Source organism: Levilactobacillus brevis, assembly GCA_021383565.1.
Taxonomy (GTDB): Bacteria; Bacillota; Bacilli; order Lactobacillales; family Lactobacillaceae; genus Levilactobacillus; species Levilactobacillus brevis_B.
Window position 1 is genome coordinate 2,510,107 of record CP079699.1, and the last position, 14,339, is coordinate 2,524,445.

The 14,339-nt window shown below is 52.4% G+C and carries 12 protein-coding genes; 10 read left to right on the plus strand and 2 right to left on the minus strand.

All coding sequences use genetic code 11. The annotated features are described in order from the left end of the window. Positions 1 to 11 precede the first annotated feature (11 nt). From KB236_11585 to KB236_11610, 6 genes are all read left to right on the plus strand, one after another. Positions 12 to 1,832: an FtsX-like permease family protein gene (locus tag KB236_11585; GenBank protein ID UIF29135.1), complete on the plus strand. Its 1,821-nt coding sequence runs from the start codon at positions 12 to 14 to the stop codon at positions 1,830 to 1,832. Between the two features lie 38 nt (positions 1,833 to 1,870). After that, complete coding sequence (locus KB236_11590; GenBank protein ID UIF29136.1) at positions 1,871 to 2,242, plus strand: GntR family transcriptional regulator; 372 nt, start codon at positions 1,871 to 1,873, stop codon at positions 2,240 to 2,242. Between the two features lie 477 nt (positions 2,243 to 2,719). Further along, complete coding sequence (locus tag KB236_11595; GenBank protein UIF30371.1) at positions 2,720 to 3,124, plus strand: iron-sulfur cluster biosynthesis family protein; 405 nt, start codon at positions 2,720 to 2,722, stop codon at positions 3,122 to 3,124. A 208-nt stretch (positions 3,125 to 3,332) separates the two neighbouring features. Further along, positions 3,333 to 4,685: an LPXTG cell wall anchor domain-containing protein gene (locus tag KB236_11600; protein ID UIF29137.1), complete on the plus strand. Its 1,353-nt coding sequence runs from the start codon at positions 3,333 to 3,335 to the stop codon at positions 4,683 to 4,685. A gap of 135 nt (positions 4,686 to 4,820) precedes the next feature. Further along, a complete protein-coding gene (gene cadA / locus KB236_11605; protein UIF29138.1) occupies positions 4,821 to 6,614 on the plus strand; it encodes a cadmium-translocating P-type ATPase in 1,794 nt (597 codons plus the stop codon). A gap of 135 nt (positions 6,615 to 6,749) precedes the next feature. Then, entirely contained in the window at positions 6,750 to 8,285 is a 1,536-nt protein-coding gene (locus KB236_11610; GenBank protein UIF29139.1) for a multicopper oxidase domain-containing protein, read from the plus strand. A 272-nt stretch (positions 8,286 to 8,557) separates the two neighbouring features. Here KB236_11610 and KB236_11615 read toward each other — a convergent pair whose 3' ends face one another. After that, positions 8,558 to 8,896 carry a metalloregulator ArsR/SmtB family transcription factor gene (locus KB236_11615; protein ID UIF29140.1) on the minus strand — a complete coding sequence of 113 codons (339 nt, stop codon included), beginning with the start codon at positions 8,894 to 8,896 and terminating at the stop codon, positions 8,558 to 8,560. Positions 8,897 to 8,966: 70 nt separating this feature from the next. On the opposite strand from KB236_11615, the gene KB236_11620 reads away from it, so the two are divergent. Beyond that, entirely contained in the window at positions 8,967 to 9,584 is a 618-nt protein-coding gene (locus KB236_11620) for a cadmium resistance transporter (protein UIF29141.1), read from the plus strand. A gap of 701 nt (positions 9,585 to 10,285) precedes the next feature. Here the strand turns inward: KB236_11620 and KB236_11625 are convergent. Beyond that, on the minus strand, positions 10,286 to 11,329 hold the full coding sequence (locus KB236_11625) for a putative sulfate exporter family transporter (protein UIF29142.1): 1,044 nt from the start codon (positions 11,327 to 11,329) through the stop codon (positions 10,286 to 10,288). A gap of 113 nt (positions 11,330 to 11,442) precedes the next feature. On the opposite strand from KB236_11625, the gene KB236_11630 reads away from it, so the two are divergent. From KB236_11630 to KB236_11640, 3 genes are all read left to right on the plus strand, one after another. Further along, complete coding sequence (locus KB236_11630; GenBank protein UIF29143.1) at positions 11,443 to 12,318, plus strand: LysR family transcriptional regulator; 876 nt, start codon at positions 11,443 to 11,445, stop codon at positions 12,316 to 12,318. A gap of 101 nt (positions 12,319 to 12,419) precedes the next feature. Further along, positions 12,420 to 13,625 (plus strand): MFS transporter, encoded by a 1,206-nt coding sequence (locus tag KB236_11635; GenBank protein ID UIF29144.1) that lies wholly within the window; start codon positions 12,420 to 12,422, stop codon positions 13,623 to 13,625. Positions 13,626 to 13,919: 294 nt separating this feature from the next. Beyond that, positions 13,920 to 14,114, plus strand: coding sequence for a hypothetical protein (locus KB236_11640; GenBank protein ID UIF29145.1), 195 nt, complete (start codon positions 13,920 to 13,922; stop codon positions 14,112 to 14,114). Positions 14,115 to 14,339: the final 225 nt, after the last annotated feature.

Consider the following 14,339-nt stretch of genomic DNA (forward strand, 5'->3'; position numbering starts at 1 on the left):
GGGGCGACGAAATGTTAGGAAAATTAGCACTGGCTGGGATTAAGAACCGGCGACGAGACTACCTCGTCTTATTGGTGGGACTGACCATGTCGGCCGCCATCTTCTATATGTTTGCCAATCTCGCGACCAACCAGGCCTTCATTAAGGCCAATGCGGTCGTGAGCCAGGCGTCGTTAATCTTTGGCTTCGGCGCCGTTTTATTGATTTTGATTACGGTTGTCTACATTATGTATGCCAACAGTTTTCTCCTGAGCATGCGCCAGCACGACTACGGCTTGTTTATGATGCTGGGAGCCACCCGCAAGCGCGTGGGTGAACTGGTCTTCTTGGAAACCTTGATTCTAGGGAGTGTGGCGACCGCCGTGGGAATTGTCCTGGGGTTGGCCATGAGTCAATTCCTCGTTGGCTTTTTGCTGGACATGCTGGGGTTACATCTGGCCCATCTATCGGCCGTGTACCTGCCAGCCATCGTGGTCACGGCGGTACTGTACGTGGGGCTGTTTATCTTAGCCTCGCTGTTTAACCTGGTGCGCTTGACCCGGACGACGGTGCTGAAACTACTTCACACCGATGAACAAGCTAACCAGCCCAAAGTGCATCCTTTCCGGCAAATGGTGGCGGCCGTCTTGGGCGTGATCTTCCTGGCGATTGGATACTGGGCGCTGGCGGCCATCATGGATCTGCAGGTGACGGCCATTCCTGTAGCCTTGGTCACCATTACCATCGGGACCTACCTTCTCTTCCGGGCAACGATTCTGGTGATTATCCAGGGGTTGCGGCGAACCAAGTGGGCTAAGAAACATCTAAATGGTTTCTTGTTGGGACAGCTGAACTTCCGGGTATACAACTACACGCGGATGTTGACCATTGTTTCCTTACTATTTGCAATGGCTCTGGGTGCGATTACGGTCGGGTCTGGCTACCACCGGCAATTGCCGATGATGGCCAACAGTCTAGGGACGTACACGGTGGCTATTCACAACAAGACCGCGCAGGAGCAGCACTTGATCGACCAGTTGAACGTCAAACACCAAACCACCTACACGCAGAAACGTCAGGGGAAAGTGGTCTACTACAAAGCCGCTGATCTACAGCGTCAACCGTTTGAGCTGAATCGTGGGACCACGGAAGCCAAGTATGCGACCCATCCGAAATACTATACGGAGTCCCTGAAGCAGTTTAAGCAAAAGGGCAGCCAGAGCCTGGACTTTCTGAGCCTGGCCATTCGTAGCGAGCAAGGCTTCTACGCACCACAATTTCTGAGTGCCCGGCAGTTTGCCCGCCAACCGGGAAAGACGGTGACGGTCACCACGGTGCGGGTCAAAGATATGATTCAAGACCGGCACGTGCTGAAGCGGTTGAACAAGCTGGAACTACAACGGTTCCCCCAGCCAGCAGCCATGACGGTCGGCAATTACCAGTCATATGAACTGATGAGTGGCTTCTTCGGTGGCCTGGAATTCATGGGCTATTTCTTAGGAATTGCCTTTCTAGCCATGTTGGCCTCGTGCCTGATGTTTAAGATTCTCTCGGGAGCACCCGGGGACAAACGGCGCTACCAGATGCTCTACAAAGTTGGGGTACGCTACCGGTTGATGCGTACCGGGATTGCGAAAGAAATCGGGATTTTATTCTTAATTCCTGGTATCATGGGAGTAATCGATGTTCTGTTCGGTCTTCAGATGTTTAAGCCGTTGATGCAGAGTCCCATGAGTCCCTATCTGGGGATTGGCGGAATCTTCGCCATCTTCATTGGACTGTACGCGATTTACTACATGATTACACTGACACTGTATTGGCGAATCGTTTTACCGAAGGCACCGAATGATTAGTTAGCAGAACGAGTTCACAAAGAATGTGGGAAAGTAAAATGAAATTTAATTTCGATAGTCCGGAGCCCATCTACCTGCAGGTGGCCGAGCAAGTGGAAGAGGCAATCTTCACGGGCATCTATCGCGCGGGAGAACAGGTACCGTCAACGACAGAAATGTCCAAAGAATTTCATATTAATCCGGCCACGGTGCTCAAAGGCATCAACCGACTCGTGGCGGCTGGCGTGATTGAGAAGCGCCGCGGCGTGGGGATGTTCGTCACGGCCACGGCCGCCACGACGATTCGTGAGAAGCGCCGAGCGGAGTTCTACGACCGCTACGTGAGCAACTTTACCAGTGAAGCTAAGAAGCTTAACCTGTCCGAAGACGAGCTCATCGCGCTGATTAAACGGGGGTACGAGCCGGAGTGACAGCGGCCTGTGGTTACTAGTAATTCCGTCTGTTGTGAGACCGATTTGAGTTGGCAGGTGGCCTTGCTGCTTGCGGTATTTAGGCTACGGTAGCGTATATCTGTAGCGCTTGGCTGCAGGGATGCCGTCAGCTGTTTGTCGGTTTACTATTGCAAAATTTAATAGGAGACTGGGTCTTCACCATTGATGGTGGCGATTCAGTCTTTTCTGTTTGGGATAATTTGATTGAAAGGACGACCATGCCGGAGATCATCAGGGGCACCTCTGATAGGCGTAAGCTACGAGCTAAAACTAAAGTTATTTTCCTTGCTTAAGGTTGAAAGTTTGCGAACACGCGCCAGTTTCTAGCTGTTAACCTTCAATTCCTTAGTAAAATAACTGTTGAGGCGAAATGTTTTACAAAAGGTGCGAATCACGTTATAGTAGGTTGTGCACAATTGAGTACGTCTGAATTGGCAGGAAAGAAGGAAATGAATGATGGAAATCACGATTAAAGATGCAGCCAAGGCTTACCTGACTGAGAACATTCAACCGGGTAGCGTTCTGTTACTGACCACGGATGACGGGTCCAACCGGTATTCAACGGTGGGTGGCACCTGTGCTATTGGTGATAAATTTCAATTTGTCGCGCTGACCGCTGATGACCCCGACTACGATATTTCCTTAGAAAATAACGCCGGCCTGAACATTAAGACCAATGCCGATACCGAACTCTACTTGAGTAATGGATTGGTCTTAGATCGCGTCTTCAACCAGCTATCTCTTCGCGATGACAGTGGGATTTTGGACAGCGCAGTGGGCTTAATTACCTATACGGCCGAAGAAAAGTCCGAGTTAGACTTGAAGAAAGAAATGCAAACACTGGGCACACGGATCTGCTAGTTAGCGGAACCACACATCACTAAAACAAGGTTTGAGGGTTCGGATTGTCGTCCGGACCCTTTTATTTTGGTCATTTGGCTGTATCCGGTTTCTTAACCAATCCTAAGGACTTTTCGCCCATTTTGAACAACTTGTCCGGGACCTATTGCCAAGCGGTTGCACAGGCGCGTATACTTTGGATATGTAAAAGTTCTGGGAGGGGATATTTTTGAAAATTAACAGTAAAGTTTGGCGACTGCTGATCGGACTCTTTAGTTTAGTGTTTTTATTAGTTGTTAGCCAAATGGCCACACCGGTTAAAGCCGCAACCAACCACAACGGCGCGGACTTTACGACTTCAGCGAGTGTGACGAACGGACCGGATTTTAAGCACGCCGATACGATTGACGTGCAGTATCATCTGAACTTTGGCGATACGCCGATTCATAATGGTGATACGATTACGCTGGACTTTCCAGAGAACCTAAAGGGAAAGACGCCGGGCGATACGTTCAAGGTTTATGACGAGGACGGGACGGTGATTGGTGAGGCTGTGATCTCCGATAAGGGGGTCGTGATTACCATGAACGACGCGTTGGAAGGCAAGACCAATGCCAAGTTAACCCTGAATATGATGACCAAGTACCGCTACGAAGATACCGGTGAAAAGGACGTCGTGTTCCCGCTGGAAAATGGCAAGACCAGCACGTCTGAAATCAACATCGTGGCCAGCGAGGCCAACCTTTCCAAGAAGGGAACCCTGCAGGATAACGGGACCATCAAGTGGACGATCCTGGTCAACCGGCGTGAGATGACACTGAAGAACTTGGATATCAAGGATACGATTGGTGCCAATCAAGAATTGATCCACGGCTTGACCGTCAGCAATGGGCATTGGGAGAGTACCACGAGCTACAAGCGGGAAAAGCCAGCCATGACCGAGGGCACGGATTACAACGTTACATATAACAGCGATGGGTTTGATTTAACCTTTAATGATACGGTCGATAACTTAGTGGTGATTGACTACTACACCAAGGTGACCGACCCATCCCTGATTGATTCTGGCTACAAATTTAGAAATAACGCCCTCATGACTTGGGGTGGCGGGACTTCCGGTACGAAGAACTCCGAAGAGGCCAACGGTAAGGTTTCCTCCTCAAATGGGAACAGTGGCTCCGGTAGTGGTGATACCAACGAAACCGATGAACCGGGCATTGACACGGATGGTGATACGGGCACTGGAACCACCGATGTCGATGAAGGCACTGAAACCGATGAGGAAGAGGCTGCCCGCGAAGAGGAAGAAGCCAAGAATGAGGCAGCTAAGGAAGAGGCTGCTAAGAAACAAGCCGCTAAGAAGGCCAAAGCGGCTAAGGCGGCCGCAGCCAAAGCTAAGACTGCTAAGGGCCAAACGCCTGTAGCTCAGGCCACCGCCACGGAGAATCCGGGGAGCACGACCAAGACGACCAATACCAAATTGCCACAAACCAGCGACCAATCTGGTTTGACTGCAGTGATGGGTGGGGTCATCGCGTTAGCAACGCTGGGCCTCGGCGTGATTGGTCGGCGGCACTTTTAAAGCTTGATAGGTTGACGGAAAAGTTCGGCTGCGGTCGAGCTTTTTCTTGTGGAAAAGAACGTCCCTGAATGTGTCAAAAATCACAAGCTCTGGTATACTCAGGGTAACTAATCTGATTCTCGGGGAGGGACCGTGATGCAACGTTTGCGGCAGTATCGACAATTCTGGTTTGTGATTATTTTAGGGGCGCTGGCCCTGTGGCTTCAATTTGTGAGTCATCAAGCGAAATGGGCACAGATTCTGATTACGGGTTTGGGCCTGTTGCTGGCAATAATTATGTTTATTGAGATGGTGCGGACCCTGCGTTCGGGGAAGTTTGGCGTTGATTTGCTAGCCATTACCGCGGTGCTAGCCACCTTGGCCGTGGGGGAATACTGGGCGGCTTTAATCGTTCTGTTGATGTTGACCGGGGGCGATGCCCTGGAAGACTTTGCGGCTAGTCGGGCCAACAGTGAACTTCAAGAACTGCTAAATAATTCTCCGCAGACGGCGCATCGAGCGGACGGTGAAACGCTGACGGATATTGCGGTGAGTCTGGTCGCGGTTGGCAATCGCTTGCTGGTCAAACCGGGTGAGGTCATGCCCGTCGATGGGACGCTACTGACGGGTCCCACCACGGTCAACGAGGCGTCGCTGACCGGTGAAGCGCGGCCCATTGAGAAACAGGTCGGGGACGCGGTCATGTCCGGGAGTGTGAACGGCGAGGCGTCCGTTTATTTACGGGCGGACCAGACGGCCGAGAACAGCCAGTACCAAAATATTGTGCGCTTGGTGAAGCAGGCCGAGGCGCAGCCGGCCAAATTTGTGCGGATGGCGGACCGCTATGCCGTCCCGTTTACGTTGCTAGCCTACGTCATCGCCGGGGTAGCCTGGTACTTCTCCGGTGACCCGGTGCGGTTGGCTGAAGTCTTGGTTGTCGCGTCGCCTTGTCCGTTGATTCTGGCGGCGCCGATTGCGTTAATCTCTGGGATGAGTCGGGCTAGTCGTAACGGGATTATCGTCAAGACGGGGACGACGCTAGAGAAGTTGGCGCAGGTCAAGACGTTTGCCTTCGATAAGACCGGGACCATCACCCAGGGGCGGTTGGTCGTGGATCAGGTGGTGCCGGTCACGGCGCTTCCTGCCGAAAAGTTACTACAGTTGGCGGCCAGTACCGAGCAACACTCCGGTCACGTGCTGGCCCAATCCCTGGTGGCGGCAACACAAGACCCATTGCTACCGGCGACGGCCGTCAACGAGACCACCGCACAAGGGGTGGCCGCGGAAGTGGATGGTCAAGAAGTCCGCGTGGGGAAGAGTTCATTTGTGACTACCGAACCGGTCGAAGAGTCCAATCAGACGGCGGTCTACGTGTCCGTTGCCGGTATCTATCAAGGATACATTAGCTTCAACGACCGCGTGCGGCCGGAAGCCAGTGAAACCATGAGTGCCCTGCGCGCAGCTGGTGCCCAACACCTGGTCATGATTTCCGGGGATCGGCGGCCGATTGCCGAGACCATCGCCGGAGAGGTGGGGATCGACCAGGTTCACGCCGAATGCTTACCGGCCGACAAGATTAAGGTGTTAGCGGACTTGCCCGCCGAACAGCGGCCGGTCGCAATGGTGGGGGACGGCATTAACGATGCGCCTTCGCTGGCGACGGCTGACGTGGGAATTGCCATGGGGGCGCACGGTGCCACGGCGGCCAGCGAATCGGCCGATGCGGTGGTGCTCAAGGATGATTTAACTCGGGTGAGTGCGGCCCGGCGCATTGCCCACGATACCATGCGGGTGGCCAAGCAGGCCGTTTTGATCGGTATCTTTATCTGTACGGGGTTGATGTTGATCGCCAGCTTTGGTGTGATTCCCGCCATCATTGGGGCGGTTTTCCAGGAAGTCGTGGACACGGTCACCATCCTCTACGCGCTGCGGGCGCGGACGGATCGCTAATCATGTTAAGACATCAGAGTTTGGGCGTCTTTGCCAAACTCTTTTTTTACTGCGCGATACATTTCTTTCAGTTAGTGAATGCGTTATCATGGAACTGGACAGTGTGCCCAATCTAATCGAAGAGGAGCCTGAAAAATGACAAAATCAATCAACACCGATTATTTCTTTGATGAACCGGCTTTTAATACGCACGATGGGGGTTACGTTCCACTGGAGGAACCCAAGACGCCGCAACAACCGCTACGGATTCCACCGTTATTGAAACCTGATAAGGAGACCGCGACCGACACGTACTACACGGTTGAAGCGCAGGCGGGGGAGACCCAACTGTTGCCGGGAAAGAAGACCAAGACCTGGGGCTACAACGGCAGTTTATTGGGGCAAACCATTGTTTTTCCTAAGGGGAAGACCATGCATATTGACCTGAAGAATAGTTTGCCCGAGTTAACTACGTTCCACTGGCACGGGCTAAACGTCCCCGGTCCTTACACGGATGGTGGCTGTCACGCCCCCGTTTATCCCGGGCAGACGCGGCACATTGACTTTAAGGTCGACCAGCCGGCCGCAACGCTGTGGCTGCACGCCCATCCGTGCCCATCAACGGCCGAACAGGTTTGGCGTGGCCTAGCGGGTTTGGCACTGGTCACCGACGATCAGGAGGCCCGGTTGCCATTTCCACGGAACTACGGTGTTGATGATATTCCATTAGTTCTGCAGGATCGGCGGTTCCATGAGGACAATCAGTGGGATTACGACGCTGATTACGATCCAGATGGCGTTCAGGGGCCAACACCGATGATTAACGGGACGATCAATCCGTACTTCGATGTTTCCACGCAACGGGTTCGGCTACGCATCTTAGACGGTGCGAACCGGCGCGAGTGGCGGCTTCACTTCAGTGACGACTTGCCATTTACGCAGATTGCCTCGGACGGTGGCGTGATGCCAGAGCCCGTCGAGTTCACCCACCTCATGTTGACCTGTGCTGAACGGGCCGAAGTGATCGTGGACTTCAGCAAGGTCACGCCGGGCCGCACGGTAACGCTGTATTCGGACGATGTGCCGTTGGTCCGGTTCCGAGTTCATGATTTTCAAACGGACGAGGCGACGTTGCCCGACCATCTCGTGGATATTCCCGATCCAGAGGTTACACCGGATACGCCAATCCGTAAGGTTGTGATGTCTGGGATGGACGAGCAGGTCATGATTGATGGCAAGAAATTCGAAATGCAGCGGATCGACGCCAAGCAAAAGGTTGGTAACGTTGAGTTGTGGGATGTAACCAACACCAACGATATGGACGGCGGCATGGTCCACCCATTCCACATGCACGGGACCCAATTCCTGGTGGTCTCGCGGAACGGTCACGCACCGTATCCTAACGAGCACGGCTTCAAGGATACGGTCGGGGTCAACCCGGGTGAAACGGTACGGTTGAAGGTTTGGTTTGACCACACAGGTGTTTACATGTACCATTGCCACATCATCGAACACGAAGATGGCGGTATGATGGCTCAGATTGAAGCATACGACCCAGACCACCCACAAACGTACAAGCTGATGGATATGGATACACTGATGAATGCGGTAGCTAAAGAGCGGGGAATTGATGTGAAGGACCTCCATCTCGCGGGGATGAGCTCGTATGAGAAGATGGGGATGAAGATGTAAGAGAGTGGAGCAAGGCGCTTAGGTTCTAAGCGCAGGAACCTGCCTTGCGTAACTTGTTTCGGAGGCCGCCAGGACCGGGATATCCGGGATAACAACCAGTCCAAGGGTTCAAACCGATATCTTTGGCAACGGTCAACCCCGGTGCTTATCTTTGCTAAGCGGAGGGGTCTGCCTAAGCGAGGTCACCGGTCAAACCGAATCAGCTCTGCTACAATCTCCTTAATGACAAAACAAAAATGACTTCGGAATATCCAAAATTCCGAAGTCATTTTTTAATGCCCGTGGGTCTGACCACGTAGCACGTGGTCGACGTGCGCCAACGTTTCATTGACGATATCTAAAATGTGAGGATCATCCAAGCGGTAAAAGTTTTGCTTGCCAACGTGGCGAACGGCCACCAGTTGTTCCTTTTTCAACATGGCCAGTTGGTGGGAAATCACCGACTGTTCCACGGTTAGAAGCTCGCTGAGTTCACTAACGTTGAGCTCCTTTTGTTCGAGAAGATAAAGGAGCTGTAGGCGCGTGGGGTTACTCAGTAGCTTGAAGATGGCCTGAGAAGCTTCGACCATTTTGGGCGCGATTAACGTGACTTTTTCGATAGAATCCGGCATAAAAAGCTTGCTCCTTTCATATGTAGATGATAACATATGTTATAGATAACATTCATGGGGAGAGGATAACGTGATCAAGACAATTTTAACGGGGGTCACGGCGTATATTTCTACCGGGCTCGACTACTTAATTATTTTAATGGTAATCTTTGGCCGCGTAAAGCGTCAAGATAGATGGCTCGTGCTAGCAGGGGATTTTCTGGGGACGATTGTTCTGGTCGGTAGTTCATTGGCCGTGGCTTTCTTTCTGGGATTTGTGCCGGCACCGTGGCTCCTGGGATTGCTGGGGTTGATTCCCATTTACTTAGGAATCAAGCTTTGGGTGCAGGGTGATGACGACGATACGGCCGCGATTGCCAATAAGGTCGCCAATCCCAAGGGACTGATTGGTAGCGTGGCCCTGATTACCATGGCGACTTGTGGCGCGGATAATGTGGGAATTTACGTCCCCATCTTTACTACGGTTGCGCCGAGCACGATTCCACTGATTTTGGCGACGTTTGCCGTGATGGTCGTGATCTTCTGGGAGATTGGTTACCGGTTGGCCTGCATTCCCCGCGTGGCCGCTGTACTGGAAAAGCAGGGACGCTACATCACGATTGGTGTGTACATCCTGATTGGCCTGTACATTATGGCTGACAGTGGGACATTTCAGCACTTACTGCAACTGACTGTGGGGCTCATTTAAAACACTAACGGCTAAAACGTGTGAAGAAAAATGTAATCATTGCTACTAGTGAAGCAGTCATGCCAATCTCGTAGAACCACTTGGCTGGTCTGTAAAGACAAGGCTCAACTGGTACCTAATTTGCTAACCAGAACGTTCTCTTCCCCTGAACATGGGGACCGCCTGCGGCCTGAGAAGCGGCCCTCCGGCTTGGTTTGAAGCCTAGCAAAAGTCGCCAGTCTCCAAACACATCCCGCGCTGTAAGCTGACGCAGAACTTCAGCTAACACCTCCATCTCTGACTACCTCCGGTTACGATGGTTGAAGACCACTGAACGTGCGGTGACATCGATTGAGTGGCCACGTTCAGCCAGCTTAACTGGATACCCCCATGTAGCCGTGAGTGAGTCAAATTTGGTCTCAGCCGTGGGATTTTCCAAGTGTTCTATCTTGGAAAATGGCGTCTTTGAGACGCGGGCTACCGGCTCAAAGTGAGGGAAAAGACCGCCTTTTGGCATGGCTCGTCCTACCCACAGCGCTCCAGACCAAATTTGGCGAACGGTAAGGCGGCCAGTACGCGACTAGCCTATTATAGTGGATGGCGTCCTTGTCACACGACAATTTCTAGATGTTTTCTAGCTTTCAGCCTTTAGTAAATGAAAAAAGCACGGGCAACTTTCCGGAAGTGGGAAAGCTACGCGTGCTTTTCGTTTAGCTTTAAAATTAGAAGAATAATTTGCTGGCAATCGTCACGCAGGTCATCAGGATAACTGATGAAATGGTGGCGGCGAGAAAGACGTTACCGCCTCGCTGGAAGATCACCCGGAAGTTAACGCTCATGCCCAGAGCGGCCATGGCCATGCCGAGGAAGATGTAAGCCAATTTGACCAATCCGGCCAGAGCGACATTGCCGAGTGGTAGGAAGGTTCCGATGATGCTGGTCAGGATGAAACCGGCCATGAACCAAGGGATCGGCAACTTAGCAGGGCCCTGATCGGTTGTGGCGGCCGAGCTGGTCTTACGGGATTGATGTTGGTACCACCAGCCAATGATGAGAGCGGCTGGGGCCAGCAATAGGACCCGCGAGAGCTTGGTGATGATGGCGGTATCCAGACTGACCGGACCGCCCGCACTCCCGGCGGCAACGGCATGGGCGATTTCGTGGAGGGAACCACCAGTTAAGACACCGAATTGAACGGCAGTTAAATGCAGAAGGGGCTTCAGGCCAATTTCAACCAGCGTGAAGACCGTTCCGAGAATAGCGACGATGGCGACAGCCAAGACTTCGTTTTCGCGTTGCCGTTCGGCCTTGTCGGCGGGGACCTTAATCTGTGGGGAAACGCCCATCACAGCGGCAGCCCCGCAGATGCTGGTCCCGGTAGCCGTCAGAATGGCGAGTTCCTTTTCCACACCGAGCTTGCGGCTAAGGTTGTAGGTCAACAGGACCATCCCGGTCACCACGAAGGCGGCCAACGTAATCGTCTTGACCCCGGCTTGGGCCAGTTGAATCAAGTTGAGCTTGAAGCCTAAAAGAATAATGCCTAATCGTAAGAATTTATTGCTGATGAATCCAATACCGGCGCGGTTCGCGTTGATGACTTGGGGCTGTACCTGACACGCCATCCCTAGAAGTAAGGCGATGACTAAAGCGCCTACCAAGTTTAAATACGGCAGTTGCGCCAGGAAACTACCGGCAACGGCGCAGACTAAAGTTAAGAGTGACGCCAGCCAAAAGCCGCGGCTCACCACAGTGGTCCGAATATCCAAATGAATCTCCTCCTCAAAAATGTCTACGCCTAGTTTACCGGAAGTTGATTATAAGTTAAAATTGGAATGAATAATAAAACTATAATGACAGCTTATAACGAGGAGGCTCAAGTATGCTCGATCACCGGTATCAAACGTTTCTGGTCTTAGCGACAACGAAGTCCTATACGCAAACGGCGCAACAACTTTACATCAGTCAACCCGCCGTTTCCCAGCAGATTAAGAACTTGGAGGCAGAGTTGGGGTTGGAATTGGTGCACTATGAGCGGCCGCACCTCACCATCACGCCGGCGGGGCAGGAGTTGGCAGCCTTTATTCAGCGGGTGCAGGTTCAGGCGGACAAGGTCGTCACGACGCTCCAGCATCCCCAGAAGACACGGCAGGTCACGTTTAGCACCACGTTGTCGTTGAGCGAATTTTTGGCGCCTCAGCTGATTACGTTGTTGCAGGGCCAAGATTATCGCGACATTAATTGTCGGGTGACCAATACCCAGGCGGCGTTGCGAGCCATCGAAGCCGGCAACAGTGATTTTGCGTTGATTGAGGGCAACTTTAACAAGCAGCGGTACGGCTACGAGATTGTTCGGCAGGAGCCGTTCGTCGGTGTGGTGGCTACCGACCATCCGTTGGCGCAACAGGACGCCGTGAGTTGGGCGGATCTGACGGCTTATCCCTTAATTGTCCGAGAAATTGGGTCCGGGAGCCGCGAAATCTTGGAAAACTTGGCGCACGCGGCGAACGTGACCTTTGCGGAATTTCCTCAGGTGGTGACTGTCAATAATTTAGCCGCCATCCGTGAGGTCCTGTTGCGCGGTAGTGGCGTCAGCTTCGTCTACCGATCGGTGGTGGCGGATGCGTTGCGGGCGGGACGATTAAAGGTACTGCCGCTCCAGGCCGGCCAGCTACGGCATGATCTGGATCTGGTCTATCCCAAAGAGAGCTATTTAACGCCGATCTATCAAGAATGGGCGGCAGCATTACGAAATTGATAATTTTAGTGCGTGGCTGAGCGGATGATTAGACAAACACCCCTAAATATTGATATATTTATCGTACTGTTGTAAAAAATATCGAGAAGGGGTGAGCCATCGTGACGAAGAAAACGAGACGGGCCATTTTTATCTTAGTGTTTAGTGAATTTTTAGTGTGTTTAGGAATTAGTTTAGTCATTCCGGTCATGCCGTTTCTGAAGAACCAATTGCATTTAACGGCGACGGATATGGGAATCATGAGTGCTTTGTTTGCCTTCGCTCAGTTTGTGGCGTCACCTCTGATTGGGCGGCTGTCCGATAAGATTGGGCGGAAGCCGGTCTTGACCGCTGGACTGTTTCTGTTCATGGCCTCCGAAGTGCTGTTTGCCCTGACTAACCAGTTAATGGTCTTCAACATTTCACGGGTTATTGGTGGCCTGTCGGCAGCCATGGTCGTTCCCACGGCGATGGCGCTGGCAGCCGATATCACCACGAAGCGGCAGCGGGCCAGAGTCATTGGCTGGTTGTCGGCGGCCTTCAGCGGTGGGTTGATTCTGGGACCCGGTATCGGCGGAATCTTGGCCGGTATCAGCTACAAGACGCCGTTTTGGGCGGCCGGGGCGCTGGGCTTAATCAGTGCGATTGTGCTGATTAGCCTATTACCAAGTGATGCCGAAACCAGCAAAATTCGCGACGCCGAGGCACCATCGGACATGGTGGTCAAGCCAACGGCACATCCGATGACCCGCGAGTTCTGGACGGTGCCCATCATTATTCTGTTTACAATGATTTTGGTCTCGTCGTTTGGTCTCCAGGGCTTCGAGAGCATCTACAGTATCTACGTGAACGAGGTCTTCCACTTTAGCCTCAGCAACATCGCATTAGTGTTGACCCTCAACGGCTTAATCTCATTATTCTTGCAAGTGGCGATGTTTGATACCCTGGTCAGCAAGTGGGGCGAGCGCCGCGTCATCCGCGCCTGCTTCTTCCTGGCGGCCATCTGTGTGGTCTGGATTACCCAGGCACACGGCAAGATTGCGGTGATGATTGCCACGCTGATTATCTTCTCGGCCTTTGACCTATTGCGGCCAGCCATCACGACGCTATTGACGAAGGCCAGCGAATCCAACCAAGGTCTGATTAACGGTCTGAACATGTCATTGACCAGTGTGGGGAACATTGTGGGGCCAATCATGTCGGGGATGTTGCTGGATATGAATCCGCACTACCCATACTTGGTGGTCTCGGTCTTCCTGATCGTTTCCTACCTGATGGCCTTCCTGTTGAAACGCCCAGATCAATTGCAATCGGCGGCGGAAAAATAGTTTTCGTGGGACTGTCCGCCTTAGCATTCGCTTTGCCGTTCGCCAAATTTGGTCTGGATCGCGGTGGGCAGGCGCTTGGTTTCACTAAATACGGTTGTCTCGAGAAGCAACGCGTTGATTTTTACTTTCAACCTTCAGAATTCAATTGAAAAGAGTACCAGTTAAGCGGTTCGGGAGAAATTCCGGCCGCTTTTTTGGGTTCGAATTTTGGACCACGGGTGAAAATTGGCCGAAAAAAACAGCCAGACAAAGTCTAGCTGTCCCCCCAAAAGCCTCCGATGGCCGTTTCTGTTTGTGATTCCGCACAATATCGTGGCTGACTTCCCCCAAAGTTCAGTCGCGGGTCGAGCGCTCCCCCAAGCGGTCGACCAGATTGTGCGGGCATCTGATTGGTCAGAATTCATCGGATTATGGATTCGACCGTTACCCCCCAGTAGCGGTGAATCCCACAGTGCCGATAACTTTCCTGAGATTATCAGTGGTTGGTGATAAGGATCATGTCCACTTACGGTGGTGCTCCTTATCGGATGATACAAGTACATTATACCGGGGATTGAGCGCTTCGATAATCCCGTAATTTAATAATTGCGTTACTTATTTTAACCACCTTGGTTGTTTACGTGGTATGCTATTGATACGAACGATTTAGGATAATTGGTCTACACGGGGGTAATGCGTAAGAATTCGGTTTCTTTTGGGAATTGTGGTTTGTAG

Excerpts from the sequence above, each read along its gene's own strand:
- KB236_11595 (UIF30371.1), top strand. The coding sequence starts at position 2,720 with ATGGAAATCACGATTAAAGATGCAGCCAAGGCTTACCTGACTGAGAAC.
- KB236_11615 (UIF29140.1), bottom strand. The coding sequence starts at position 8,896 with ATGCCGGATTCTATCGAAAAAGTCACGTTAATCGCGCCCAAAATGGTC.
- cadA (UIF29138.1), top strand. The coding sequence starts at position 4,821 with ATGCAACGTTTGCGGCAGTATCGACAATTCTGGTTTGTGATTATTTTA.
- KB236_11590 (UIF29136.1), top strand. The coding sequence starts at position 1,871 with ATGAAATTTAATTTCGATAGTCCGGAGCCCATCTACCTGCAGGTGGCC.
- KB236_11610 (UIF29139.1), top strand. The coding sequence starts at position 6,750 with ATGACAAAATCAATCAACACCGATTATTTCTTTGATGAACCGGCTTTT.
- KB236_11585 (UIF29135.1), top strand. The coding sequence starts at position 12 with ATGTTAGGAAAATTAGCACTGGCTGGGATTAAGAACCGGCGACGAGAC.
- KB236_11630 (UIF29143.1), top strand. The coding sequence starts at position 11,443 with ATGCTCGATCACCGGTATCAAACGTTTCTGGTCTTAGCGACAACGAAG.